The 24003-nt window shown below is 70.2% G+C and carries 20 protein-coding genes; 14 read left to right on the forward strand and 6 right to left on the reverse strand.

What is annotated here, in order from left to right:
• Positions 1–4 precede the first annotated feature (4 nt).
• Positions 5–508 carry a GNAT family N-acetyltransferase gene (locus AC07PV_RS23140; RefSeq protein WP_494631427.1) on the forward strand — a complete coding sequence of 168 codons (504 nt, stop codon included), beginning with the start codon at positions 5–7 and terminating at the stop codon, positions 506–508.
• Here AC07PV_RS23140 and gcvA read toward each other — a convergent pair.
• Positions 481–1383, reverse strand: coding sequence for a transcriptional regulator GcvA (gcvA, locus tag AC07PV_RS23145; RefSeq protein ID WP_494631428.1), 903 nt, complete (start codon positions 1381–1383; stop codon positions 481–483). The genes AC07PV_RS23140 and gcvA overlap by 28 nt on opposite strands.
• An 80-nt stretch (positions 1384–1463) precedes the next feature.
• Between gcvA and AC07PV_RS23150 the strand changes: the two genes are divergently transcribed.
• Positions 1464–2363: a DMT family transporter gene (locus AC07PV_RS23150; RefSeq protein ID WP_494631429.1), complete on the forward strand. Its 900-nt coding sequence runs from the start codon at positions 1464–1466 to the stop codon at positions 2361–2363.
• Positions 2364–2437: 74 nt separating this feature from the next.
• The gene (locus tag AC07PV_RS23155) at positions 2438–2935 is read left to right on the forward strand and encodes an NUDIX hydrolase (RefSeq protein WP_218339396.1); all 498 of its coding nucleotides are present in this window, start codon (positions 2438–2440) and stop codon (positions 2933–2935) included.
• 81 nt (positions 2936–3016) lie between these two features.
• On the opposite strand, the gene AC07PV_RS23160 is transcribed toward AC07PV_RS23155, so the two are convergent.
• From AC07PV_RS23160 to AC07PV_RS23180, 5 genes are all read right to left on the reverse strand, one after another.
• The gene (locus tag AC07PV_RS23160) at positions 3017–3994 is read right to left on the reverse strand and encodes a Bug family tripartite tricarboxylate transporter substrate binding protein (protein ID WP_494631430.1); all 978 of its coding nucleotides are present in this window, start codon (positions 3992–3994) and stop codon (positions 3017–3019) included.
• A gap of 38 nt (positions 3995–4032) precedes the next feature.
• Complete coding sequence (gene tcuB, locus AC07PV_RS23165) at positions 4033–5214, reverse strand: tricarballylate utilization 4Fe-4S protein TcuB (protein WP_494631432.1); 1182 nt, start codon at positions 5212–5214, stop codon at positions 4033–4035.
• On the reverse strand, positions 5201–6667 hold the full coding sequence (gene tcuA / locus AC07PV_RS23170; protein WP_494631433.1) for an FAD-dependent tricarballylate dehydrogenase TcuA: 1467 nt from the start codon (positions 6665–6667) through the stop codon (positions 5201–5203). The genes tcuB and tcuA overlap by 14 nt, the downstream gene beginning before the upstream one ends.
• A gap of 192 nt (positions 6668–6859) precedes the next feature.
• Complete coding sequence (locus tag AC07PV_RS23175; protein WP_218297080.1) at positions 6860–7843, reverse strand: LysR family transcriptional regulator; 984 nt, start codon at positions 7841–7843, stop codon at positions 6860–6862.
• A gap of 152 nt (positions 7844–7995) precedes the next feature.
• Positions 7996–8811, reverse strand: coding sequence for an IclR family transcriptional regulator (locus AC07PV_RS23180; protein ID WP_218297081.1), 816 nt, complete (start codon positions 8809–8811; stop codon positions 7996–7998).
• 101 nt (positions 8812–8912) lie between these two features.
• Between AC07PV_RS23180 and AC07PV_RS23185 the strand changes: the two genes are divergently transcribed.
• From AC07PV_RS23185 to AC07PV_RS23235, 11 genes are all read left to right on the forward strand, one after another.
• Positions 8913–9935, forward strand: a complete 1023-nt coding sequence (locus AC07PV_RS23185; protein WP_494631434.1) for a tripartite tricarboxylate transporter substrate binding protein — start codon at positions 8913–8915, stop codon at positions 9933–9935.
• 24 nt (positions 9936–9959) lie between these two features.
• Complete coding sequence (locus AC07PV_RS23190; RefSeq protein ID WP_494631436.1) at positions 9960–11456, forward strand: class I adenylate-forming enzyme family protein; 1497 nt, start codon at positions 9960–9962, stop codon at positions 11454–11456.
• Positions 11457–11469: 13 nt separating this feature from the next.
• Positions 11470–12261 (forward strand): citryl-CoA lyase, encoded by a 792-nt coding sequence (locus tag AC07PV_RS23195; RefSeq protein WP_494631437.1) that lies wholly within the window; start codon positions 11470–11472, stop codon positions 12259–12261.
• On the forward strand, positions 12258–13088 hold the full coding sequence (locus tag AC07PV_RS23200; RefSeq protein WP_494631439.1) for an SDR family NAD(P)-dependent oxidoreductase: 831 nt from the start codon (positions 12258–12260) through the stop codon (positions 13086–13088). Before AC07PV_RS23195 ends, AC07PV_RS23200 begins: the two co-directional genes overlap by 4 nt.
• A 103-nt stretch (positions 13089–13191) precedes the next feature.
• Entirely contained in the window at positions 13192–14313 is a 1122-nt protein-coding gene (mnmA, locus tag AC07PV_RS23205; protein ID WP_369640868.1) for a tRNA 2-thiouridine(34) synthase MnmA, read from the forward strand.
• Between the two features lie 326 nt (positions 14314–14639).
• Positions 14640–15116, forward strand: coding sequence for a cellulose biosynthesis protein BcsD (gene bcsD, locus AC07PV_RS23210; RefSeq protein WP_255590973.1), 477 nt, complete (start codon positions 14640–14642; stop codon positions 15114–15116).
• A 46-nt stretch (positions 15117–15162) separates the two neighbouring features.
• Positions 15163–15702: a cellulose biosynthesis protein BcsP gene (bcsP, locus tag AC07PV_RS23215; protein ID WP_494631441.1), complete on the forward strand. Its 540-nt coding sequence runs from the start codon at positions 15163–15165 to the stop codon at positions 15700–15702.
• Positions 15699–16481, forward strand: coding sequence for a cellulose biosynthesis protein BcsQ (gene bcsQ / locus AC07PV_RS23220; RefSeq protein WP_218297088.1), 783 nt, complete (start codon positions 15699–15701; stop codon positions 16479–16481). The genes bcsP and bcsQ overlap by 4 nt, the downstream gene beginning before the upstream one ends.
• Positions 16478–18664: a UDP-forming cellulose synthase catalytic subunit gene (bcsA, locus tag AC07PV_RS23225; protein WP_218297089.1), complete on the forward strand. Its 2187-nt coding sequence runs from the start codon at positions 16478–16480 to the stop codon at positions 18662–18664. The genes bcsQ and bcsA overlap by 4 nt, the downstream gene beginning before the upstream one ends.
• Positions 18665–18713: 49 nt before the next feature.
• A complete protein-coding gene (bcsB, locus tag AC07PV_RS23230) occupies positions 18714–21026 on the forward strand; it encodes a cellulose biosynthesis cyclic di-GMP-binding regulatory protein BcsB (protein ID WP_494631443.1) in 2313 nt (770 codons plus the stop codon).
• 90 nt (positions 21027–21116) lie between these two features.
• A partial coding sequence (locus AC07PV_RS23235) for a tetratricopeptide repeat protein (protein ID WP_494631444.1) occupies positions 21117–24003 on the forward strand: 2887 nt, incomplete at its 3' end.

Raw genomic sequence — 24003 nt, forward strand, 5'->3', positions numbered from 1 at the left:
TCCGATGACGAGGGTGCGCCCCCTGGCCGTCGCCGACCTGCCCGGCCTGCTCGCGGTGCAGCTGGCCTGCTATGGCGCGGGCTTCGTGGAGAGCGGCGAGGTCTTCGCGGCCCGCCTGGCCAGCCCGGCCAACTGCTCGCTGGTGCTGGAGCGCGCGGGCGTGGTGTGCGCCTATCTGGCGGCCTACCGGTCGGTGATGGGCAAGGTGACGCCACTGCATGGCGGCTTCGAGGCCGTGCCGCAGCCCGATACGCTCTACCTGCACGACATGGCCGTGCTGCCCGCCTGCGCGGGCCAGGGTCTGGCCCGCGCGCTGCTGCAGCCGATGTGGGAAGAGGCCCGGGGCCAGGGCCTGCGGCACACGGCGCTGGTGTCGGTGCAGGGCTCGCAGGCGTACTGGGAGCGGCAAGGCTATGCCGTGCAACCCCTGGCCGATGCGGCGCAGCGCGAACGGCTGGCGAGCTATGGAGACGGCGCGGTCTACATGGTGCGTGCACTCGCTCCCTGACCGGCGCTCCCCTGCGCCATGACCCAGTCGCGAAAGCGGCGCAGCGCGGGGTCGATCAGGGCTTCGGGCCGGTACACCAGGTGGTAGGCCAGCGGCGCCGGAAGGGGCTTGCAGTGCACGCAGACCAGCTCGCGCGCGTCCAGCTCCTGCTGCACGAGCGCACGCCTTGCCAGCGCAAACCCCCGCCCGGCCACGGCGGCCTCGATGGCCGCGTTGGAATGCGCGAACACCACGCCGCCGTCGCAATCCACGCCAGCCACGCCATGCGCCTCGCACCACAGGCGCCAGTCGCCACGGTGCTCGTCGTGCAGCAGCCGGGCGCTGGTGATGTCGGCCACGCGCGCCGACCGGCGCGGCGCGAGCAGGCGCGGGCTGCACACGGGCACCAGGTCGTCGGCCACCAGCACCTCGGAGCGCAGGCCGGTGTATGCACCCTGCCCATGGCGCACGGCAAAGTGCACGCCTTCGGCCGCGAGGTCCACCGCGCGGTTGGTCGTGCCCACGTGCACGTCCATGTCCGGATGCTGCTGCAGGAAGCCATGCAGGCGCGGCACCAGCCACTGCACGGCGAAGCCCGGCGTGCAGCTCACCAGCACCACGTGCCGCCGGTTCGTCGACGCGATGCGCGAGGTGGCATGCCCGATCAGGGCCAGGCCCTCGGCACAGGCCACCTGGTAGTCGCGCCCGGCCGCCGTGAGCGCCAGGCCGCGCGGCTGGCGCTCGAACAGCGCGCAGCCGAGGAACTCCTCGAGCTTGCGCACCTGCTGCGAGACGGCGCCGGGCGTGACATGCAGCTCCTCGGCCGCGCGCCGCACGCTGGCGTGGCGGGCCGTGGCCTCGAAGAAGCGGATGGCGATCAGGGGCGGCAGGCGCATGGTGCTTGTATAGCGTGGCTAAACGGGTGTGCAGGATAAATGGTTTGCCGCCACGGCACCATGCCCCGAAGATGCCGGGCATGAACCTCCCCAGCCTGCTCCGTCTTTTCGCCCTGGCCGCCCTGTGGGGCGGCAGCTTTCTCTTCATGCGCATCGCCGCGCCGGTGTGGGGGGCGGTGCCCACCGCGTTCGGCCGCGTGGTGCTGGGCGCGGCGGGGCTGCTCGCGCTGCTGGCGGTGGTGCGGCTGCGGCCCGCGTTCGGGGGCAAGCTGGGCGCCGCGCTGGTGCTGGGCGCCATCAATTCGGGCATACCGTTCCTGATGTTCGCGCTGGCCGCGCGCGTGCTGCCAGCGGGCTACAGCGCCATCCTCAATGCCACCACGCCGCTCATGGGCGTGGTGATCGGTGCGCTGGCATTCGGCGAGCGCCTCACGCCCGCCCGCGTGGGCGGCGTGCTGCTGGGCATGGCGGGCGTGGCGGTGCTCGCGCAGGCGGGGCCGGTGGCGCTCAGCGCGCCGGTGCTGGGCGGCATCGCCGCCTGCCTGGTGGCCACGGCCTGCTACGGCCTGGCGGGCTTTCTCACGCGGCGCTGGATCACGCAGCGCGGCGGGCTCGACAGCCGCCTGGTGGCGCTGGGCAGCCAGTGGGGGGCCGTGCTCGCGCTGGCGCCGTTCGCCCTGTGGGAGGCGGCGAACCAGCCGGTGGCCACCTGGCTCGCGGCCGGCCCCGCCGTCTGGGGCGCGATGCTGGCGCTGGGCCTGCTGTGCACCTCGGCCGCCTACGTGCTGTATTTCCGGCTCATCGCCGACGTGGGGCCCGTCAAGGCGCTCACCGTGACCTTCTTGATCCCGCTGTTCGGCGTGGCCTGGGGCTGGCTGGTGCTGGGCGAGGTGGCCACGCTGGCGCACGCCGCCGGCGGCGTGCTGATCGCGCTGGCGCTGTGGCTGGTGCTGCGGCCCGCACCGGCCCCGCAGCGCTGAGCGCGGCACGGCGCTGCGAAGGGCGATGCCGGCCGCGGCAGCGCGCGTCATGGCCCGTGGTCATAATGCGCGCCATGCCCCACCGCTGGAAACCCAACGTCACCGTGGCCGCCCTCATCGAGCGCGATGGCCGTTTTTTGCTGGTCGAGGAAGAGACGACCGACGGTCTCAAGCTCAACAACCCCGCCGGCCACCTGGACCCGGGCGAATCGCCCATCCAGGCCTGCGCGCGCGAGGTGCTGGAAGAGACGGCCCATGATTTCGTGCCCACGGCGCTCGTGGGGGTGTACATGAACCGGTTCACCAAGACGCGCACGGGCGACGACATCACCTACATGCGCTTTGCGTTCGCCGGCACCCTGGGCACGCACCATGCGTGGCGCCCGCTGGACGCGGGCATCGTGCGTTCGGTCTGGATGACGCTGGACGAGATCAGGTCCTGCGCCGACCGCCACCGCACGCCACTGGTGCTGCAGTGCATCCAGGACTACCTGGCCGGGCAGCGCTTTCCGCTGGACTTGATCCATACCGACCCCAGCGTGCTGCAGATGCCGGACACGGCGCGGCCCTGAGGCCCGGGACTGCCGCATCCTCTTCACCGGCGTGCTCACGGGACGCCGTGCAGTGCCTCAAGGGAGTGATTCTTCCCCCCTCTACTCCGCCGTGAGCTTGCGCTCCTTGATGATGGTGGCCCACTGGGTCGATTCCTTCTTCATGAAGGCCGTGAGTTCGGCGCGCGTGGTGGGCTGGGGCGTGAGGCCATGCTTGTTGAGCGCCTCTTTCACGCCCGCGTCGTTCAGCACCTTCACGATCTCCTGGTTCCAGCGTTCCAGCAGCGGCACCGGCGTTTTGCCCGGCGCCACGAAGGCGTACCAGTTGAGCGCCTCGAAGCCGGGAAAGCCCGATTCCGCCACGGTGGGGACATTGGGCAGATAGGCCGGCCGCGTGAGGCCCGTGGTGGCCAGCGGGATCAGCTTGCCCGTTTCGACATGTGGCAGCGCGGTGGGGGGCGCGGCAAAGTACGAGGTGACGCGTTCGCCCAGCAAATCCTGCAAGGCGGGTGCCCCGCCCTTGTAGGGCACATGGGTCATGTCGATGCCCGCGCGCTGGTTGAACAATTCGCCCGCCAGGTGGGATGCCGAGCCCGCGCCCGTGGAGGCGAAGTCCACGCTGCCGGGCTTCTTCCTGGACAGCTGCACGAATTCTGCGAGCGTCTTCGCGCCCGCAGCCTTGTGCACCACCAGCACGTTCGGAAAGTTCACCCCGCCCGACACCGCCGCCAGGTCCTTGAACGGGTCGTAGGTGAGCTTCATCAGGTGCGGCGCGATGGTGAGCGGCCCCACCGAGCCCAGCAGCAGCACCGTGCCGTCCGGCGCCGCATTGGCCACGAACTGGTGTGCGATGTTGCCTCCCGCCCCGCCCTTGTTGTCCACCACCACCGACTGGCCGATGTTCTCGGAGAGCTTCTTGGCGATCAGGCGGGCGGCCGCATCGGCCGCGCCGCCCGCGGCAAAGCCCACGACCAGGGTGACGGGCTTCTTGGGCGGAAAGTCTTGCGCGGCGGCGCCGAAGACCAGGGGCAGGATTGCCAGCGCCAGGGCGCATTGCAGCAGGGTTCGTTTGGGGGTCATGGGGTCTCCTTCATCGTGGGTTGTGTGGTGTCAGTGAATCAATCAGCGCCCAGCCCGATGGGGTTGGGCTGGCGCTTTTCCACCGCATGGCGCAGCAGCGATGCGGTGCGGAAAATGCCGTGCGCGAACTTGCCGTAGGGCAGGGTGGCGAACAGCGCCATCACCGCGCCCAGGTGCAGGCACAGCAGCAGCGGCAGGGCGGGCGTGCCGCGCGCGGCCCAGAGCAGCAGGCCGCTGGTGGCGGTGAGGAACAGCAGCGCGATGAAGGCGCGGTCCATGGGCTTTTGCGCCGCATCGCCCTGCGCGGGATGGCGGCGCAGGTTCAAGCGCCACAGGCCCGCTGTGCCAATGGCCAGGCTGACGCCGCCTATGCCACCCAAGAGCTTGGGCAGGCTGGGCAGGTCGTACGGTGCGGGCGCGCCCAGCAGGTAGTGGTACAGCGTGGCGACGCTGGTGGCGGCAAAGCACAGCATGAAGCCGTAGAACGTGAGGTGGTGCATGCGCCTGCGCGACAGGGTGTAGGCGTCGTCCTCGTTGTGGCAGCCGTCGCCGTGGCCGCCGTCCAGGTATTTCAGGCGCAGTACCGCATCGGTGGCCTCGGCCGTGGCGGGCGCGCTCAGTGGCGCGCCGCTGGTGGCGGGCGTGATATCGCGCCAGAAGCGGCGCACGCCCAGGCCCAGCGCCAGCGTGGCGAACAGGAACACCGGCGCGAACAGGCCCACCAGCAGGTTGTGCGGAAAGATGCCGTAGAAGCCGCCCACGGGCGACTGCCACAGCGCACCCAGGCCCTGGCCATGCAGCGCTACGGCCAGCACCATGAACAGCGTGAGGCCTGCCACCAGGGCCAGTGCCAGGGTCAGCCCGTTGCGCTGGTAGAGCGCACCGAGCGCCAGGGGCCAGGCGTAGTCGGTGTAGGTCTGCCCCCGCACCTGGGCCATGGCCTGCGGTACGTTCACCGCAAATTCATGCGGCGGCGCGTATTGGCAGGCGTGCAGGCAGGCACCGCAGTTGTGGCACAGGTTGGCAATGAAGTGGATGTCGGCCTTGCCAAACTCCAGCCGCCGCGTCATGGCGGGGAAGACGGCGCAAAAGCCCTCGCAGTAGCGGCAGGCGTTGCAGATCTGCAGCTGACGGGCCACTTCGGTTTCGGGGGCCGACAGCACGATGTTGCCGTTCGCCAGCGCCCGGGCGTCGCGCGTCAGGGCTTCAAGCGTTTGCATCACTAACTCCTGTTTTCATAGCTGCTGGCGCTTTGTGGATAAGCGCTGGATCCTGTTTGGATGCCAAAGCGGCCTGTGCGCCCGCGATGCGGCCGAAGGCCGTGCCGATGCTCATGCCCACCCCGGCCGTGTAGCCCTTGCCCAGCACGTTGCCGGCCATCATTTCGCCGGCCACGAACAGGTTGGGGCTGGGCGCGTCGCCAAAGCGCACGGCGGCGGTGTCGTCGGTGCGCAGGCCCAGGTAGGTGAAGGTCACGCCGGGCCTGAGCGCGTAGCCGTAGAACGGGCCGGTGGCGATGGGCCGCGCCCAGTGGGTCTTGGCGGGCGCGATGCCCTCGGTGTGGCAGTCGTCCAGCGTGGTGTGGTCGAAGGTGCCCACGCGGCAGGCGGCGTTGTAGCTGTCCAGCGTGCGCATGAAGCGGTCCACGGGCAGGCCGAGTTGTTGCGCCAGCTCGGGCAGGGTGTCGGCCTTCACGCCCGGGAACACGGGCGGCATGAAGCGGCCGATGGCCTGGCTGTCGATGACCGAGTAGCCGATCTGCCCCGGCTGCTGCGCCACCAGGCGGCCCCAGATCGCGTATCGCTTGGGCCAGAAGTCCTCGCCCTCGTCGTAGAAACGCTCGCCATCGCGGTTGACCACCACGCCCAGCGACACGCAGTCGATGCGCGTGCAGATGCCGCCGTCGTACAGCGGCGCGCGCGCGTCGATGGCCACCATGTGCGCCTGCGTGGGGTCGCCGATGCGGTCGGCGCCGTGGTCGTCGAGCAGGTGGCGCAGCAGCACGCCCCGGTTGTAGGCCGTGCCGCGGATGAGGAAGTTGTCCGACGGCCACTCGCCGCGTTCGTTCTGGCCCCAGGCCTCGCGCAGCCATTCGCGATTGGACTCGAACCCGCCCGCCGCGAGCACGCAGCTCTTGGCCGTGATGCGCTCGCCGCCGGCCAGGTGCGCCGCGACGAAGCGGCCGTTGTCGATGTCCAGGCGCTCCACCGGGGCTTCGTAGCGCACCCGCACGCCCAGCGCCTCGGCGCTGCGGTAGTAGGCATTGACCAGCGCCTTGCCCCCGCCCATGAAGAACGCGTTGGTGCGCGCCACGTGCAGCGTGCCGGCCAACGCGGGCTGAAAGTGCACGCCGTGGCGGCGCATCCAGGGCCGGCAGGTGCTCGACTCGCGGATCACCAGGCGCGCCAGGTGTTCGTTGGTGAGGCCGCCCGTCACCTTGAGCAGGTCTTGCCAGAACTCTTCTTCGGGGTAGGCGCCGACCAGCACGTCCTGCGGCGCGTCGTGCATGCAGCGCAGGTTGCGGGTGTGGGCAGAGTTGCCACCGCGCCAGGCGCGTGGGGCCGATTCGAGCAACAGCACGCTGGCGCCGGCCTCGCGCGCCATCAGGGCGGCGCACAGGGCGGCGTTGCCGCCGCCGATGACGAGCACATCAACCACAGCGTCGCCGCTCATGGCCGGTGGCTCCAGGCCATGCGCTGTGCGTGGGGGAATGAAGAAGGGGTTTTGGGGCCCATGGGGTGTCTCCTGGCGAGGTCGCCGTGTCGTTCATCGTGGTGACGGCGACTGTAGGGAGACGTGGGCCCTCCGTGCAGCAGGCTCAGGTCATGGGGGTATCACGGATCGAGATGGCAGCGCGTGGCAGGTTCAGGCGGGCGCGCCCTCGCCACCGATCCATGTCGTTCCGAACCACTGGCCGGTGGCCACGAGTTGGCGCACGCAGTCGGCCACCACCACGCGCGTGGCCAGCGCGGCGGGCGAGAGCTCTTCATCGGGCAGGCTGCACAGCAGGTTGACGCGGCGCGCGGGCGCGTCGGTCAGGCGCGCGCACTGGAAGCGCAGGGCGGCATCCGGGTAGCGGCCCATGGCGGCCCAGGGCTGCACGGTGGAGCCCAGGCCCGCGTCCACGGCGGCCATCACCATGGCGAGCGAGTCCACCTCCAGCACCACGTGCGGCGCCACGCGGTCGCGCGCGAAGGCGGTGTCCAGCGTGCTGCGCAGGCCGTGCGGGCCGGTGGGCAGGATCAGGGGTTCATGGACCAGTTCGGCCACCGTCAGGGTCTCGGGCAGCTGCCGGCCGCCGGGGTTGCCGGGGCCGCTGCGCGCGCAGATGAGGAACAGGTCTTCCTCGAGCAAAGGCGCCATCTCCCAGCGGCGCGCGCCGCTGGCCTGGCGCGCCTGGTGCAGGCGGGTGTCGAACAGCACGGCCAGGTCCAGCTCGCGCGCGTTGAGCATGGCCGTGAGGTGGCCCGACATGCTCTCGACCATGTGCAGCCGCACGTCGGGGTAGCGCGCGCGCATGGCCTGCATCAACGGCAGGCCCAGCACGCTCGACGTGGTGGGCGCCAGGCCCACGGTGACGGTGCCCGACAGCCGCGCCTGCTGCGCGGCGCGCACGGCCTGGTCGGCATGGCGCAGGGTGAGCTGCGCCTCGCGGAAGAAGGCCAGCCCCGCCTCGGTGGGCGCCACGCCGCGCGGCGTGCGGTGCAGCAGGCGCGTGGCCAGCTCGCCCTCCAGCCGGGTGATCTGCTGGCTCAGCGCGGACTGCACCACGTCCAGGTCCAGCGCGGCGCGGCTCATGGAGCCGCGCTCCACCACGCGCACGAAGTAGCGCAGTTGTCTCAGTTCCATCGGGGTCCTCGGGGCCGCGGCCATCACGGCGCGTGATGGGGCGGATGTTCGCACATTCCGCCGCGACCGGGGTTTTGGTCGAAATAGGCTTGTAGCGCTTTATCCATAAGCGCTGACAGCTACTGTTTTGATAGTATCTGGCGCCCGGCCGCTCACACCCCGCCCGGCAGCAGCGCCGCCAGCGCCTCGCGCATCCAGCGCGCGATGAGCTGCTGGCGCTCGCGCGGCATGCGGTCCACGGTGGATGCCACGCTGATCGCGGCCACGGGCTCGCCGGCCGCGTTGCGCACGGCCATGCCGGCGGCCAGCACGCCCTGGGTGGCGTGGTTGCCCACCACCGACCAGCCGCGCTCGCGCGTGGCGCGCACCAGGATGGCCAGGCGCTCGGGCGTCATGCCGCCGTAGCGCGGCAGCGCCTGCGCGTTGGCGGCGATGGCGGCCTGCATCTCGGCATCGGGCAATGCGGCCAGCAGCGCCAGGCCCGCCGCGCCCACGCCCAGCGGCTGGCGCGTGCCCACCTGGATCACGAGGATCTGCACCGGGTGCGTGCCCACGTGGCGGGCGATGCAGTGCGAAGTGGGCCCCTCGCGCACGATGGCGAAGGCCGCATCGCCGCAGGCGCGGCTCACGCGCTCCAGCACGGGCGCCAGGCGCATGGCCATGTTGGGCTGGCCCGCGGGCTCGGCCATGGCCGCAAGGCGCGGGCCCGCCACGTAGCGAAAGCGCCCGCGCTGCGCCACATAGCCGCTCTCCAGCAGCGTGGCCAGCAGGCGGTAGACGGTGGCGCGCTCCAGCCCCGCCGCGCGGCACAGGTCGACCACGCGCGCGCCGTCGCGGCCCTGGGCCAGCACGGCGTCCAGCACCTGCAGGCCCCGGCGCAGCGTGCGGCTGCCGGGGTCGTCGGGGGCTTCGGGCGGGGGTGGAACGTCCGGCAGACGGACGTTTCGATTCGCAGGTCGGGAGGGCATGGGAAAGAATTTGTCCGTCGATGCAACCAGCGCGCAGTGTGCCGCAGAGCCACGCCGCCGGGGCGCCCAGACGGATTTTCAGACACACCAGGAGACAAGACATGACCTCGCACACCACCCCCTCTGCCACGCCCTACACGGCTCCGCGCCGGCGCCTGCTGGCCCTGGCCGCCGCCATCGCCTGCACCGCCGCCCTGCCCCTGCAGGCCCAGACCGCCAGCGCCACGGGCTGGCCCGCCAAGCCCGTGAAGCTCGTCGTGGGCTATGCAGCCGGCGGCGCCACCGACGTGATCGCGCGCCTGGTGGCCGCCAGGCTCGGCGACCAGCTGGGCCAGCCCGTGTTGGTGGACAACCGCGCGGGCGCCAACAGCAACGTGGGCGCCGAGGCCGTGGCGCGCTCGCCGGCCGACGGCTACACGCTGTACGTCTACACCATCGCCAACACCATCAACGCCACGCTGTACCCCAAGCTCGGCTACGACCCGGTCAAGGACTTCGAGCCCATCGGCATGATCGCCAGGATTCCGAACATCCTGGTGGTCAACCCCAGGCTGCCCATCAAGAACCTGGCCGACTACGTGCGCTACGCCAAGGAGTCCAAGGACGGCATCACCTTCGCGTCCTCGGGCAGCGGCTCGTCCATCCATCTCTCGGGCGAGATGTTCAAGATGCAGTCCAGGCTCAAGATGCTGCACGTGCCCTACCGGGGCAGCGCGCCTGCCGTCACCGACTTGCTGGGCGGCCAGGTGGATTCGATGTTCGACAACACGCCCTCGGCGCTGCCGCATGTGCAGGCGGGCAAGCTGCGCGCCATTGCCATCACCAGCGCCCAGCGCTCGCCCTTGCTGCCGGATGTGCCCACGCTGGCCGAGTCGGGCTATGCGGGCTTCGACGTGCAGTCGTGGTTTGGCCTGGCCGCACCGGCGGGCACGCCGCGCGCCGTGGTCGAGCAGGTCAATGCGGCCCTGAACAAGGTGCTGGCCCAGCCCGAGGTGCGCAACCGCCTGCAGGAGCTGGCCGCCACGCCCGATGGGGGCACGCCCGACAAGATGCGCAGCTTTGCCGCCGCCGAGATCAAGCGCTGGCGCGAGGTCGTCAAGGAATCGGGCGCATCGGCCGAGTAATACGCAACCTCCCCTGCCGCCCCTATGTTCCCCATCGACTTCTTCTGGCGGGCCGCCCAGCGCTGGCCCGACCGCATCGCCATCGACGCGCCCGAGGGCGCCATCCGCTACGACGCGCTGGCCGCCCGCGTGGCGGCGCTGGCGGCGGGTTTCACCGCCATCGACCCCACACCCCAAAGCCGCGTGGGCATCTGCGCGGGCAACAGCGCCGACCACATCGCCGCGCTGCTGGCCGTGCTGGCCTGCGGCAAGGTGTGGGTGCCGCTCAACCCCAAGAGCACCCGGCCCGAGATCCGCCGCATCATCGATGCGACCGAGCCCTCCATCCTGGTGCTGGACGCGGCCTGCGCCGAGCTGCTCGACGGCGCGCCTGGCTTCCACCTGCCGACCGCAGGCTTGGCGGACCTTGCAGCCGCGCATGCCGGCGCGCCGCGCCCCGTGATCGATCTGCCGGGCGACGCGACCCAGGCCATCAAGTTCACGGGCGGCACCACGGGCGCGCCCAAGGGCGTGATGCAGCCCTACCGCGCGTGGATGGCCAACATCACCAACCAGATCCACGCCTGGGGCTTCGACGAGCACGAGCGCTACATCGTGGCCGCGCCCATCACGCACGGCACCTCCACCTACCTGCTGCCCATTCTGGCGCAGGGCGGCTGCCACGTGGTGCTGGCCGGCGCGGGCGCCGAGGCGGTGCGCACGGCCTTCCGCGAGCGCGGCGGCACGGTGTGCTTCATGCCGCCCACGCTGGTCTACATGCTGATGGCGCTGCCCGGCGTATCGCGCGCGGACTTTCCGCGCCTGCGCCGGCTCATCTACGGCGGCGCGCCCATGCCGCCCGAGAAGATCCGCCAGGTGCGCGATTTCTTCGGCCCGGTGCTGGGCACCACCTACGGCCAGACCGAGGCGCCGCAGATTCTCACCGTGATGCAGCCCGCAGACTTCGAGGACCCGCACAACTGGGCGGCCGTGGGCCGCACCACCTGGTTCAGCGACGTGGCCATCATGGCGCCCGACGGCCGCCTGCTGCCCACGGGCGAGGTGGGCGAGGTGGTGGCACGCGGCGACCTGCTGATGACCGGCTACTGGCGCCTGCCCGAGAAGACCGCCGAGACCCTGGTGGACGGCTGGCTGCACACCGGCGACCGCGGGCTCATCGACGAACGCGGTTATCTCTACCTCAAGGACCGGCTCAAGGACATGGTGATCACGGGCGGCTTCAACGTCTACCCCGTGGACGTGGAGAACGCGCTGGGCCAGCACCCGGCCGTGCACGAATGCGCCGTGTTCGGCCTGCCCGACGACAAGTGGGGCGAGACCGTGCAGGCCGCCGTGCAGCTGTGCCCCGGCGCGCAGGCCAGCGAGGCCGAGCTGATCGCCTTCGTGCGCGAACGCCTGGGGCCGGTGCAGACGCCCAAGCACGTCCATTTTCACGAGAGCCTGCCGCGTTCGCCCGTGGGCAAGGTGCTCAAGTCCGCCGTGCGCGATGCGGCTCTGGCCGCACTGGCCACCACGGCCTGAAGGAACCATTCACATGACCTCCACCACTTCCAAGACCCCCGTCACCCGCCTGTGCACCCACACCCTCACCAGCCTGCATTACCGCGATGCGAACCTGGTCGAGGACCTGATGGGGAAGAAGACCTTCACCGAGGTGATGCTCATGCAGATACTGGGCCGCGCCCCGCGCGGCGTGGACCTGCGCATCACCGACGTGGTGCTCATCGTGCTCATGGAGCACGGCCTCACGCCCAGTGCGATCGCCACGCGGCTGATCTACATGAGCGCGCCCGAGAACCTGCAGGGCGCCGTGAGCGCGGGCCTGCTGGCCGTGGGCAGCTCCTTCGTGGGCACCATGGAGAACTGCTCCAGTCTGCTCGACCGCATCGCGGCGGCTGAGGACCCCGAAGCCGAAGCGCTGGCCATTGCACGCCACTACAAGGGCCTGAAATCCCCCGTGCCCGGCTTTGGCCACCACCTGCACAAGCCCGTGGACCCACGCGCCTACAAGCTGCTGGAGATGGGCCGCGCCGAGGCCGAACTGCAGGGCGACAAGATCCGCGCGCTGGAGATGCTGTCCAGCGCCGTCGATGAGGTCGCAGGCCGCGCCATCACCATCAACGCCACGGGCGCGGTGGCGGCGCTGCTCGGCGAGATCGGCGTGCCCACGGCGGTGATGCGCGGCTTTGCCGTGATCTCGCGCGCGGCCGGGCTGGTGGCGCACATCGTGGAGGAGCAGAACAGCCCGTCGGGCCGCTTCATCTGGGACACGGTGGAGCATGCGATCCCCTTCGTCGGCGGCGCGGGCCAGGGCGGCCCGGCGTGAGCGCCGTACCGCATCCCCCCGCCCTGCCGCTGGACCTGTCGGGCCGTGTGGTCTTCGTGGCCGGGGGCGGGTCTGCCGGACCGGGCTGGAGCATTGGCCGCGCTGCCTGCGTGACCTACGCCCGCCTGGGCGCCAGCGTGTGCGTGGCCGACCGCGATGCGGCCTCCGCTGAAGAGACCACGGCGTTGATCCATGCCGAAGGCGGCACCGCCGCCACCTTCGTGGGCGATGTGGCCGAGGCGGCGGAGGTGAAGCGCCTGTTCGCCGAGGCGCGCGAACGCTTCGGAGGCGCCATCGACGTGCTGCACCACAACGTGGGCATCGGCAAGACGGGCGGCCCGCTGGAGACCAGCGCCGAGGACTTCGACCGCATCCACGGCGTGAACGTGAACAGCCTGCTGCTGGCCTGCCAGCAGGTGCTGCCCGGCATGGTGGAGCGCGGGCGGGGTTCCATCATTGCGATCTCGTCCATCGCGGGCATGCGCTACCTGGGCTACCCGCACCTGGCGTATGGCGTCACCAAGGCGGCGGTCACCCACTTCACGCGTCTGGTGGCGCAGCAGTACGCGGGCCAGGGCGTGCGCGCCAACACCGTGGTGCCGGGGCTCATCGACACCCCGCGCATCGCGACCACGGTGGCCAAGATGTTCTCGGACACCAGCCTTGATGAAGCCCGCGCCGCGCGCGCCCGCCAGGTGCCCATGGGCCGCATGGGATCGGCCTGGGACGTGGCGCACGCCTGCGCCTTCCTGGCCAGCGATGCGGCGGCCTATGTGACCGGCACCGAACTGGTGGTGGACGGCGGCATCACGGGCAAGTTCGTGTAGTTCCGCCCAGCCCTGTCCCCCGGCCGCCGGATGGCCTGCCGGGGGACAGGGCGTTCCTGGCGCCCGCGCGTGCCCTGCCGCTACAAAAAATACAATCGGTGCGATGACAGCATCCCCCAAGCAGCGCGTCGTCGTCGGCCTCTCCGGCGGCGTGGACTCCGCCGTGACCGCCCACCTGCTCAAACAGCAGGGCCATGAGGTGGTCGGCATCTTCATGAAGAACTGGGAAGACGACGACGACAGCGAGTTCTGCTCGTCCAACATCGACTTCGTGGACGCGGCCGCCGTGGCCGACGTGATCGGCATCGAGATCGAGCACGTCAACTTCGCGGCCGACTACAAGGACCGCGTGTTCGCCGAGTTCCTGCGCGAGTACCAGGCCGGCCGCACGCCCAACCCCGACGTGCTGTGCAACGCCGAGATCAAGTTCAAGGCCTTCCTGGACCACGCCATGCGCCTGGGCGCCGAGAAGATCGCCACGGGACATTACGCGCGGGTGCGCCAGAACCCGGCCTCGGGCCTGTTCGAGCTGCTCAAGGGGCTCGACCCGTCCAAGGACCAGAGCTACTTCCTGCACCGCCTGAACCAGGCCCAGCTGTCCAAGACCCTGTTCCCGGTGGGCGAGCTGCACAAGACCGAGGTGCGCCGCATCGCCGAGGAGATCGGGCTGCCCAACGCGAGGAAGAAGGACTCCACCGGCATCTGCTTCATCGGCGAGCGGCCGTTCCGCGAGTTCCTGAACCGCTACATCAGCCACGCACCGGGCCCCATCCAGGACGACCGGGGGCGCACCATCGGCAAGCATGTGGGCTTGAGCTTCTACACGCTGGGCCAGCGCCAGGGGCTGGGCATTGGCGGCATCAAGGAAAAAGGCGTGCAGCGTGGCGGCGGCGATCACGCGCCCTGGTTTGTCGCCCGCAAGGATCTCGCCACGAACACGCTGCGCGTGGTGCAAGGGCATGACCATCCCTGGCTCCTGTCCCACGCCCTGCAGGCCCAGGATGCCAGCTGGACGTCGGGCCACCCACCGGTTCCCGGCCACTACGGCGCCAAGACCCGCTATCGGCAGCAGGACGCCGCCTGCTCGGTCGTCAGCGCGGCGGGCACGGATTTCCAGCTGCGGTTTTCCCAGGCGCAATGGGCGGTCACGCCCGGCCAGAGCGCGGTCCTGTACGACGGGGAGGTGTGCCTGGGTGGCGGGGTCATCGGGTCGGCTACAGACTGAAACACTCGGAATTTTTCCAGCGCAGCCCAGTTGGCGGCGGGTCGCAAATGCGGGCTTTTCAATTGTCACTGACTATCGAATGAAAAATTCAATAGCAATTGATGCGAGATATGTGGTGTGGCACCCACAACCCTCTACGTAGATACCGCCAGTTGAACTAAGTTGACCTTCTGTTCGCTGCGGCAAGTGCCATTTCGGCGGGCAGGGCTCCTAAAATTCCTGCAAACGCTGTTTGAAACCACATGTATCAACCGATGCATATGGTAAACCCTTAGTCCACCCCGCCGAGGGCCATCACCGGCCCGATGCCTGCTCGCGTGCGCGCCATGTCCTCCATCGTTTCCATGCCCTCCAGTCCCGAGATCGCCGAACACCTGGCCCAGCAGCAGTGCACGGTCCAGTGGAGAGGGTTCTTTCAGGCCCTGGCGTCGGAGTTTGCCGCCGCACTCGCGCCGGAAGACCTGCGCGCGCTGATGTTCCGGGTGGGGGCACGGTTCGCGGCGGAGCACCCCCTGCCGGCGTGCGCCACCCTGCAGGAGCTGGAGCAGGCCATGTCGGCCGTGTGGACCCGCATCGACTGGGGCTGGGTCCGCCTGGTGCAGGACGTGGCGCAACTGGACATCCACCACAGCCTGTCGCCCGTGTCCGCTGCGTTCGGGCCCGACCACGCACCATGGTCGGGTGGTTTCCTGGAGGGCGTCTATCAGGGCTGGTTCGAACTGGCCGGCGCTGGCCAGCTCAAGGTGGTGCAGCGCGCGCCCGCGGATGCCTGGGGGTGCGTGCACCTCCAGCTGGCACGCTGAGCCCTGCGGATTTCGGATTTCTACGTTTCGGCATTGACGGTGACCCATGAAGCATTCAGACGACATCGTGAACCTCTTTCAGCAGTTCGGCGCCAAGGCGGACCCCTACCATGAGCTGGCCCGCCAGCAGGAGCACAAGCTCTCCAGGGAGCGCTGGCCGCTGGTGTCGGCCGTCCGCGACGCCGTCGCCGATGACGTTCCTTCCGTAGACCGCCGCGCCGGCGTCCCCGGTGCCCCGACGCCCCAGACGGCCTTCGCGCCCGCGCCGGCTTCGGCACGGCCCGCCCCCGCGGGCTGGGCGCAACCCGCCGCGCGGCCTGCGGCCGAGGTTCCTCCGCCCGTGGTGGCGCCCACATCCATGCCGGCGGACCGCGTGCCACCCTCGGCCGCGCTGGCCGCCCGTTCGCCCCTGGCCGGTCTGGCCGGCCTGCGCACCGCGGCGGCCCCTTCCCCTTCCGATGCGGCGGCGGGGCAACCCGGTTCGCTGCCCGCCGATCTGCCGTCGGTGTTTGCGCGCCTGGCGGGCGCGGGCGACACCCCGGCCCGGCCCGCAGCGGCCTGGCAGCCTCGCAAGGGCCACCCATGAAAGTGATTGCCATCGTTTCTGCCAAGGGCGGCGTGGGCAAGACGACACTGACCGCGAACCTGGCCACCGCGCTGGAGCGCCAGGGCGTGGCGACCTTGCTGGTGGTGGACATGGACCCCCAGAATGCGCTGGGCCTGCACTTCGGAGCCGATCCCCGCTCCCTCGCGGGCGTGTCCCGGGCCAGCCTGGCGGGCGAAGGCTGGGCCTCCGTCTGCGTGGAAAGCCCCTCGGGGGTGCATGTGCTGCCCTATGGGGTGGTGAACGAGGCCGACCGCGTGGCCTTCGAGCGGCATCTGGATGCGCATCCGCACTGGCTGGCACAGCAGCTGGAGAGCCTGGAACTGCCGCAGGACGCGGTCGTGCTGATCGACACGCCGCCCGGCCCCTCCGTCTACATGCAGCAGGCGCTGGCGGCAGCCCAGGTGGTCGTCGTGGTCAGCCTGCCCGACGCGGCATCGTATGCCTCGCTCGCCCTGATGCAGCGCCTGGTGCACACGTACTGCACGCCGCGCCCCGACTTTTCCGAAACGCTCTATGTGCTCAACCAGGCCGACGGCGCGCGCCAGCTGTCCAAGGACATCACGCGCGTCATGCAGGACAACCTGGGCGAGCGGCTGGTGGGCGTGATCCACGAGGACCAGGCCGTGCGCGAAGCGCTGGCCTACGACCAGAGCGTGCTGGAGTACGACGCACAGGGCCAGGCGGCCGATGACCTGCGCGCCTGCGCGCGCGTCCTGGCGCAGCGCCTGCGCCTGCCGCTGGCGGGAGCCGCGCGATGAGCGTCGACCAGCGTCCCCGGGCCGACGAAGTCGCCGACGCCGACTCCCACAGCCCCCAGGCCCGCTGGCGCACCGTGGTGCATGCCATCACGGGGTGGAACCTGTGGCAGCACCCCGTGGTGCGTGTCGCGGCGGTGGTGTTCAGCGCCCTCCTGATGGGGCTGGTCATCAGCGTGCCGCTCGACCTCCAGGGCCAGATCCTCTTTTCCGTGGGCTCGTTCGGTGCCGCCCTGCTGCTGAGCAAGACGCCCGGCCGCCTGTCCACGCTGGCCATGATCGTGCTGTCGATCTCGGCGTCGTCGCGCTACATCTACTGGCGCTTCACGGACACCATCGGGTTCACCAACCTGCTGGATGCGGCTTTCGGGTACGGCCTCGTGCTGGCGGAGCTGTATGCGTTCGCGGTGCTGCTCATCGGCTACTTCCAGACGGCGTGGCCGCTGCAACGTCGCCCGGTTCCCATGCCCCAGGACATCAGCACCTGGCCCAGCGTGGACGTGTTCATCCCTTCGTACAACGAGCCGCTCGAAGTGGTGCGCCAGACCGTGTTCTCGGCCATGAGCCTGGACTGGCCGGCCGACCGGCTCCACGTGTACGTGCTCGACGACGGCCGCCGCCCCGAGTTCCGCGAATTCTGCGAAGAGCTGGGTGTGGGCTACCTGATCCGCGACAACAACCACCATGCCAAGGCCGGCAACATCAACGCGGCGCTGAAGGTCACGCACTCCGAATACATCGCCATCTTCGACTGCGACCACATTCCCACGCGCTCGTTCCTGCAGATCTGCATGGGCTGGTTCTTCAAGGACACCAACCTGGTGATGCTGCAGACGCCGCACGTGTTCTTCTCGCCGGACCCGTTCGAGCGCAACCTGGACACGTTCCACCGCATGCCCAACGAGGGCGAACTGTTCTACGGCATCGTGCAGGACGGCAATGACCTGTGGAATGCCTCGTTCTTCTGCGGTTCCTGCGCCATCATCCGCCGCAAGGAGCTGCTGGAAGTGGGCGGCATCGCGGTGGAAACCGTGACCGAGGACGCGCACACCGCGCTCAAGCTCAGCCGCCTGGGCTACAACACGGCCTACCTCGAGGTGCCCCAGGCCGCGGGCCTGGCCACCGAGAGCCTGTCCGGCCACGTGGGCCAGCGCATCCGCTGGGCACGCGGCATGGCGCAGATCGCGCGCACCGACAATCCGCTGTTCGGCAAGGGCCTCAAGTTCGGGCAGCGCCTGTGCTACCTGAACGCGATGCTGCACTTCTTCTACGGCCTGCCGCGCCTGGTTTTCCTGACGGCGCCGCTGGCCTACCTGTTCTTCGGCGCGCATGTGTTCCAGGCCACCGCGCTGATGATCACCGCCTACGCGTTGCCCCACCTGGCCCACGCCAGCGTGACCAACTCCCGCATCCAGGGGCGCTTTCGCCATTCGTTCTGGAACGAGGTGTACGAGTCGGTGCTGGCCTGGTACATCATGCGCCCGGTGCTGGTGGCGTTCATCAACCCCAAGCTGGGCAAGTTCAACGTGACGGCCAAGGGCGGGGTGATCGAGAAGGCCTATTTCGACTGGACCATCGCACGGCCCTACGTGGTGCTGCTCCTCATCAATCTCGTCGGGTTCGCGGTGGGAATCTGGAAGCTGTTCTCGTCGGCGGGCGATGAAACCACGACGCTGGTCATCAACATGGTCTGGACCACCTACAACGTCATCCTGCTGGGCGCCAGCGTCGCGGTGGCCAGCGAGACCCGCCAGATCCGGGGCACGCCGCGCGTGGCCGCCTCCCTGCCCGCCGTGATCCGCTTCGACAACGGGCGCACGCTGGTGTGCAAGACCGAAGACTTCTCCCAGCACGGGCTGGGCCTGTCCGTGCCCCCGGACAGCGACATTCCCATGGGCAGCCGCCTTTCGGTGTCGCTGTTCCGGTCGGACGAAGAAGGTGTCTTTCCCGCGGTCGTCACGTTCAGCGGCAAGGGCCGCCTGGGCGTGAAGTTCGACAACCTCAGCCTGCACCAGCAGGCCGAGCTGGCGTCGCTGACCTTCGCGCGGGCCGATGCGTGGATCACCAGCTGGGGCACCGGCCAGCGCGACAAGCCACTGCGCTCGCTCCGAAGCGTGATCGTGATCGGGCTGCGCGGCATGGGGCAGCTGACCGTCTCGGCCGTCAAGTCCCTGAAGCCCCGCTGAGAACACCGACACGTTCCAAGCCTTTCCCTGTTTCCAAAGACTCCACACCATGATTTCCAAAAGACATCCGACAGCGCGGCTGCCGCGCAAGCGCATGCTGCCTGCCATGCTGGCCTTGGTACTGGCAGGGACGGCCGTGCCGGTTTCGCAGCTCTCCGCGGCCCCCGCGCCCGTGGCGGCCGGCGTGGACGCGGCACCGCCGTCCGACGGCGGTGTGCGCGTGCACCGCACCAGCTTCAAGGACCTGGGCGCCCTTTTTCCCCTGCAACTGCGGGGCGTGGACGGCACCAGCGGCGTGGCCTTCAGCGTGCGCGGCGACGAGGTGGTCACCGGCGCCCGGCTGAAGCTGAACTATTCGTACTCGCCCGCCCTGCTCACCAACCTGTCCCACATCAAGGTGCTGGTGAACGAGCAGGTGGCCGCGACGATTCCGGTGACCACGCAGCAGGCGGGCGAGAACCTGCAGCGCGAGATCACCATCCCGCCGCGCCTCATCACCGAGTTCAACCGGCTGAACCTGCAGCTCATCGGCCACTACACCATGGAGTGCGAGGACCCGCTGCACTCCAGCCTGTGGGCCAACATCGGCAACGACAGCGTGCTGGAGCTCACCGTCGCGCCGGTGGCGCAGACGAACGATCTGGCGCTGCTGCCCCAGCCGTTCTTCGACCGCCGGGACGTGCGGCCGCTGGACCTGCCCATCGTGTTCAACGCGGCGCCCAACGCGGGCATGCTGCAGGCCGCGGGAACCATGTCTTCCTGGTTCGGCGCGCTGGCGGGTTTCCGGGGCGCGAAGTTCCCCTCCTTCATTGGCGAACTGCCACCGCGCGGCAATGCCGTCGTGATGGTGGCCGGCCGGGGCCAGGCCCCGGCGGGCCTGGCGCTGCCCGAAATCCAGGGCCCCACGGTGGCGGTGGTCAGCCACCCGGCCGACCGCAACGGCAAGCTGCTGCTGGTCATGGGGCGTGACGAGGCTGAGCTGGCCGTGGCCGCCAAGGCGCTGGCCATCGGCTCCTCGGCCCTGTCCGGCCCGCTGGCGCGGATCACCGAGGTCACGGAACTCAAGCCCCGCAAGCCCTACGATGCGCCCAACTGGCTGGCCAACGACCGTCCGGTGAAGTTTGGCGAGCTGGTCGAAGCCCAGGCGCTCAACGTGTCCGGTTATTCGCCCGACCTGATCCGCGTGAACTTCTTCCTGCCGCCCGACCTGTTCGCGTGGCGCCAGAAGGGCATCCCGGTGGACCTGCGCTACCGCTATACGCCGCGCCCCAACGCGGACAAGTCCACGCTCAATATCAACGTGAACCAGCAGTTCCTGCGGTCCCTGCCGCTGCATGCGGTGAACCATGAGGAGCCGGGCGCGCTCGACCGCCTGTTGACGACGGTGATGCCCAAGGGCGAGATGGCGCCGGAGCGCGAGAGCTTCCACATCCCGCTGTTCAAGCTGCCAGCCCAGTCGCAGCTGCAGATGCACTACTACTACGACGTGGTCAAGCAGGGCGCGTGCAAGGACGTGCCGCTGGACAACGTGCGCGGCTCGGTGGAGGCCGATTCGACCATCGACATCTCCGGCTTCCCGCATTTCATCGCGATGCCCGACCTGGCCGCCTTCGGCAATGCCGGGTTCCCGTTCACCCGCATGGCCGATCTCTCGGAGTCCGCCGTGGTCATGCCGGACAAGCCGGGGGTGCAGGAGTACACGGCCTACCTGGGGCTGATGGGCGTCATGGGGCGCGTGACGGGGTACCCCGCTCTGGGCGTGACCGTGGCGCAGGCCCAGCAGGTGGACAGGCTCGCCGACAAGGACCTGCTGGTCATTGCCTCCGGCGGCAACCAGCCCTTGCTCAAGCAGTGGGCCAGCGCCATCCCCGCGGCCTTGCAGGGCGATGCGAAGAGCTTCCAGATGTCGGACTTCGCCAACCGCCTGCTGCGCTGGTGGGGTTTTGGCCAGGAGTCCAGCGTGCACGCGCGGCGCAACCAGGTCGCGTTCTCCAGCAACAGCACCGATGCGCTGGTGGCTGGTTTTGAATCGCCCCTGCGCAGCGGCCGCAGCGTGGTGCTCGTGGCCAGCAACCAGCCCGCGGGGCTGGGGCAGGTGATGGATGCCCTGCTGGACGCCGAATTGCTCAAGCACGTGCAGGGCAGCACCACGGTGATCCGCGGCAAGCAGGTGGACAGCCTGGTCGCCGAGAAAAACTACCATGTGGGCCAGCTGGGCCCCCTGCTGTACGCGCAGTGGTTTCTTTCGCGCAACCCGCTGCTGCTGATCCTGCTGGGCGTGTCGGCGGCGGTGCTGATTGCGATCATCATGTACCTGTCGCTCAGGGCGCGCGCACGGGCGCGGCTCAAGCAAAAAGGTTGAGGCAAGGCGAAGCACGCCCGGTATTTTCTGAATCACGCAACACAGTCCCGGCACCTCGGTGGCCGGGAACCTCGCAGGGAGAAGGAAGGCATGTCCTCCAAACGTCGTCGTCACCACACACTGGCCATGGGGCTGCTGGCCTCGCTGATGGCGCCCGCCGCGGCCTGGGCGCAGACCGGGGCGGAGCAGACCCTGCTGGACCAGGGACAGTACTGGCAGGAGCGCGGTGACACCGAGCGGGCGGGCGAGGCATGGCAGAAGCTGCTGCGCATCAACCCGCAGAATGCCCAGGCGCTGTACGGGATGGCGCTGGTGGAGCTCAATGCCCAGCGCCCCGAGGGCGCGCAGCGCTACCTGAACCAGCTGCAGGCGGCGCACCCGCGCAGCCCCCTGGTGAGCCGGCTGCAGGAGTCCATCCGCACGGGGCGCAGCGCGCCGCAGATCGAAACCGCGCGCCAGCAGGCCCGCAGCGGCCAGGCCAGCCAGGCGCTGAGCACCTACCAGGCGGCGCTGGGAGACCGCGCCCCCACCGGGCCGCTGGCCCTGGAGTACTACCAGACCCTGGGCGCCACGGCGGGCGGCTGGGACGAAGCCCGCCGCGGCCTGAGCCGCCTGGCGCAGGAGTCGCCCGAGGATCCGCAGATCGCGCTGGCCCTAGCGCAGCACCTGACCTACCGCGAGTCCACGCGCCGCGACGGCATCGCCCAGCTGGCGCGGCTGGCGGGGCGTCCCGACGTGGGCAAGGCTGCCACGGAAAGCTGGCGCAAGGCGCTGGCCTGGACAGGCAATCGCTCGGCCGACATCCCGCTGTACCAGGAGTTCCTGCGCGCCAATCCTGGCGACACGGCGGTGCAGACACGCCTGGTGCAGGCGCAGAACCTGCAAAAGCAGTCCCAGGCCGCTCCCGGCCGCACGGCCGATCCGCTGCGCCAGCGCACCACGGCAGGATTCCAGGCCCTGGACGACGGCGAACTGGACGCGGCGGAGGCCGCCTTCCTGAACGTGCTCGAATCGCGCCCCAGCGATGGCGACGCCCTGGGCGGCCTGGGCATCCTGCGGCTGCGCCAGGAGCGGTTTGCCGAGGCGCGGGGGCTGCTGGAGCGCGCCTCGCGCGCCGGATCGGCCAGCCGCTGGAAGCAGGCCCTGGACAGCGCCACCTACTGGAGCCTGGTGGAGCAGGCCACCACGGAACGCGAACGCGGCGACACGGCGGCGGCCCGGCGTTCGCTGGAACAGGCCGTGCGGCTCAATCCCGCCGAGGTGACGGCGGAGAGCGATCTGGCGGACCTGCTGGTCGAAGACGGCCAATACGACGCGGCGGAGGCGGCCTACCGGCGCGTGCTGGCGCGCCAGGCCGACAACCCCGACGCGGTGCGCGGCCTGGTGGGCGTGCTGGCGCAGAACAACAAGGCCGCCGAAGCGCTGGCGCTCGTCGAGAAACTGTCCCCCTCGCAGCAGGAAAAAGTGGGCGCCCTGGGGCGCCTGCGCGCCGCGCAGGCCCTGGGCCAGGCGCGCGCCGCCACGGAGCGCGGCGATGTCGCGGCTGCCCGCGCCGCGCTGGAAGACGCGCTGCTGAACGACCCGGCCAGCCCCTGGGTGCGGCTGGACCTCGCGCGCCTGTACCTGCGCATGGGCGCGGTGGCCGAGGCCCGCGGCGTGATGGACGGGCTGCTGCTGTCCAACCCCAACATGCCCGAGGCGCTGTACGCGGGCGCCCTGCTGGCCTCCGAGGCCGGTGACTGGCCGGGTGCGCTGGCCCTCCTGGACCGCATTCCCGAAAAGCACCGCACCCGGGACATCGCCGCGCTGCAAAAGCGCGTGTGGGTGCATGTGCAGGCCTCGGCGGCGTCGGCGCTGGCGGCGCAAGGCCGGCAGTCCGAGGCGCTGGCCGCCCTGGCGCAGGCGGAGTCCTTTGCCACGCAAGATCCCGAGCTGCTGGGGGCCATGGCCCTGGCCTACGCGGACGCGGGCGAGCCGCAGCGCGCCCTGGGCATGGTGCGCCAGGTGCTAGCACGCACCGCCCGGCCCGACGTGGGCCTGCGCCTGCAGTACGCGGCGACCCTGCTCAAGACCCAGCAGGACGTGGAACTGGCGGGCATCCTGCGGCAGTTGCAGACCGCCCCCATGAACGACCGCGAGCGCAAGAGCTTCAGCGACATCCGCCGGGCCTACATCGTGCGCCAGGCCGAGGGCCTGCGCGAAGCGGGCGACCTGGTCGCCGCCTACGACACGCTCGCCCCCCTGCTGGCCGAGCAGCCCGACGAACCCCTGGCCATGGCGGCGCTGGCCCGCATGTACGCGGCCAACAACGACTATGCCCAGGCGCAGGCGCTGTATGCGCGGCTGCTGGAAAAGTCGCCCAATGATGTGTCCCTGCTCCTGCAGACCGCGGCCATGGCCACCGGCGCCAAGGACTACGGCTACGCGGAGTCGCTGCTGTCCGTGGCGCTGGCGCGCGCACCCCGCGATCCCGAGGTGCTGACCGCCACCGGGCGGCTGTACCGCGCGCAAGGCAAGAACTCCAAGGCCACCGAGTTCTTCACGGCGGCCGTTGCGGCCGAAAACGCGCAGCGCGATGCCGTGCTGGCCGCCAGTGGCGTGCCGGCGGGTCCGGCGCGCTCCGGGAATCCATTCGCCCAGCGCGCCGGGCAGCAGTTCCAGCGTGCCGGCGGTGGGCTGTCGGTGCCGGGCGCCGCCACGACGGCAGTGCGCTCGCCGGTGGGCTACACCCCCCAGCAGTACGCCCCGCAGCCCGTGGCGCGCAGCAATGCGCCCGCAGGCCTGTACATTCCGGATCCGGCGGGGGCCAGCCGCTTTGGCACGGCGCCACAGGCCTACGCCCCGGCCGCCCCCATGACGCCCGCCAGCTACTACCCCGAGGCCGCCAGCCCGGCCGCGGTGGCCGATGCGGCTGCATCCGCAGGCACCGCGCGCCGCGCCACGGCGACACGCGGCGCGGCGCCACAGGCCCCCGTCC

It is taken from the genome of Acidovorax sp. GW821-FHT09A11 (assembly GCF_059418365.1).

Coding starts and splice junctions, on each gene's coding strand:
- AC07PV_RS23140 (WP_494631427.1), top strand. CDS start 5: ATGACGAGGGTGCGCCCCCTGGCCGTCGCCGACCTGCCCGGCCTGCTC.
- gcvA (WP_494631428.1), bottom strand. CDS start 1,383: ATGCGCCTGCCGCCCCTGATCGCCATCCGCTTCTTCGAGGCCACGGCC.
- AC07PV_RS23150 (WP_494631429.1), top strand. CDS start 1,464: ATGAACCTCCCCAGCCTGCTCCGTCTTTTCGCCCTGGCCGCCCTGTGG.
- AC07PV_RS23155 (WP_218339396.1), top strand. CDS start 2,438: ATGCCCCACCGCTGGAAACCCAACGTCACCGTGGCCGCCCTCATCGAG.
- AC07PV_RS23160 (WP_494631430.1), bottom strand. CDS start 3,994: ATGACCCCCAAACGAACCCTGCTGCAATGCGCCCTGGCGCTGGCAATC.
- tcuB (WP_494631432.1), bottom strand. CDS start 5,214: ATGCAAACGCTTGAAGCCCTGACGCGCGACGCCCGGGCGCTGGCGAAC.
- tcuA (WP_494631433.1), bottom strand. CDS start 6,667: ATGAGCGGCGACGCTGTGGTTGATGTGCTCGTCATCGGCGGCGGCAAC.
- AC07PV_RS23175 (WP_218297080.1), bottom strand. CDS start 7,843: ATGGAACTGAGACAACTGCGCTACTTCGTGCGCGTGGTGGAGCGCGGC.
- AC07PV_RS23180 (WP_218297081.1), bottom strand. CDS start 8,811: ATGCCCTCCCGACCTGCGAATCGAAACGTCCGTCTGCCGGACGTTCCA.
- AC07PV_RS23185 (WP_494631434.1), top strand. CDS start 8,913: ATGACCTCGCACACCACCCCCTCTGCCACGCCCTACACGGCTCCGCGC.
- AC07PV_RS23190 (WP_494631436.1), top strand. CDS start 9,960: ATGTTCCCCATCGACTTCTTCTGGCGGGCCGCCCAGCGCTGGCCCGAC.
- AC07PV_RS23195 (WP_494631437.1), top strand. CDS start 11,470: ATGACCTCCACCACTTCCAAGACCCCCGTCACCCGCCTGTGCACCCAC.
- mnmA (WP_369640868.1), top strand. CDS start 13,192: ATGACAGCATCCCCCAAGCAGCGCGTCGTCGTCGGCCTCTCCGGCGGC.
- bcsD (WP_255590973.1), top strand. CDS start 14,640: ATGTCCTCCATCGTTTCCATGCCCTCCAGTCCCGAGATCGCCGAACAC.
- bcsP (WP_494631441.1), top strand. CDS start 15,163: ATGAAGCATTCAGACGACATCGTGAACCTCTTTCAGCAGTTCGGCGCC.
- bcsQ (WP_218297088.1), top strand. CDS start 15,699: ATGAAAGTGATTGCCATCGTTTCTGCCAAGGGCGGCGTGGGCAAGACG.
- bcsA (WP_218297089.1), top strand. CDS start 16,478: ATGAGCGTCGACCAGCGTCCCCGGGCCGACGAAGTCGCCGACGCCGAC.
- bcsB (WP_494631443.1), top strand. CDS start 18,714: ATGATTTCCAAAAGACATCCGACAGCGCGGCTGCCGCGCAAGCGCATG.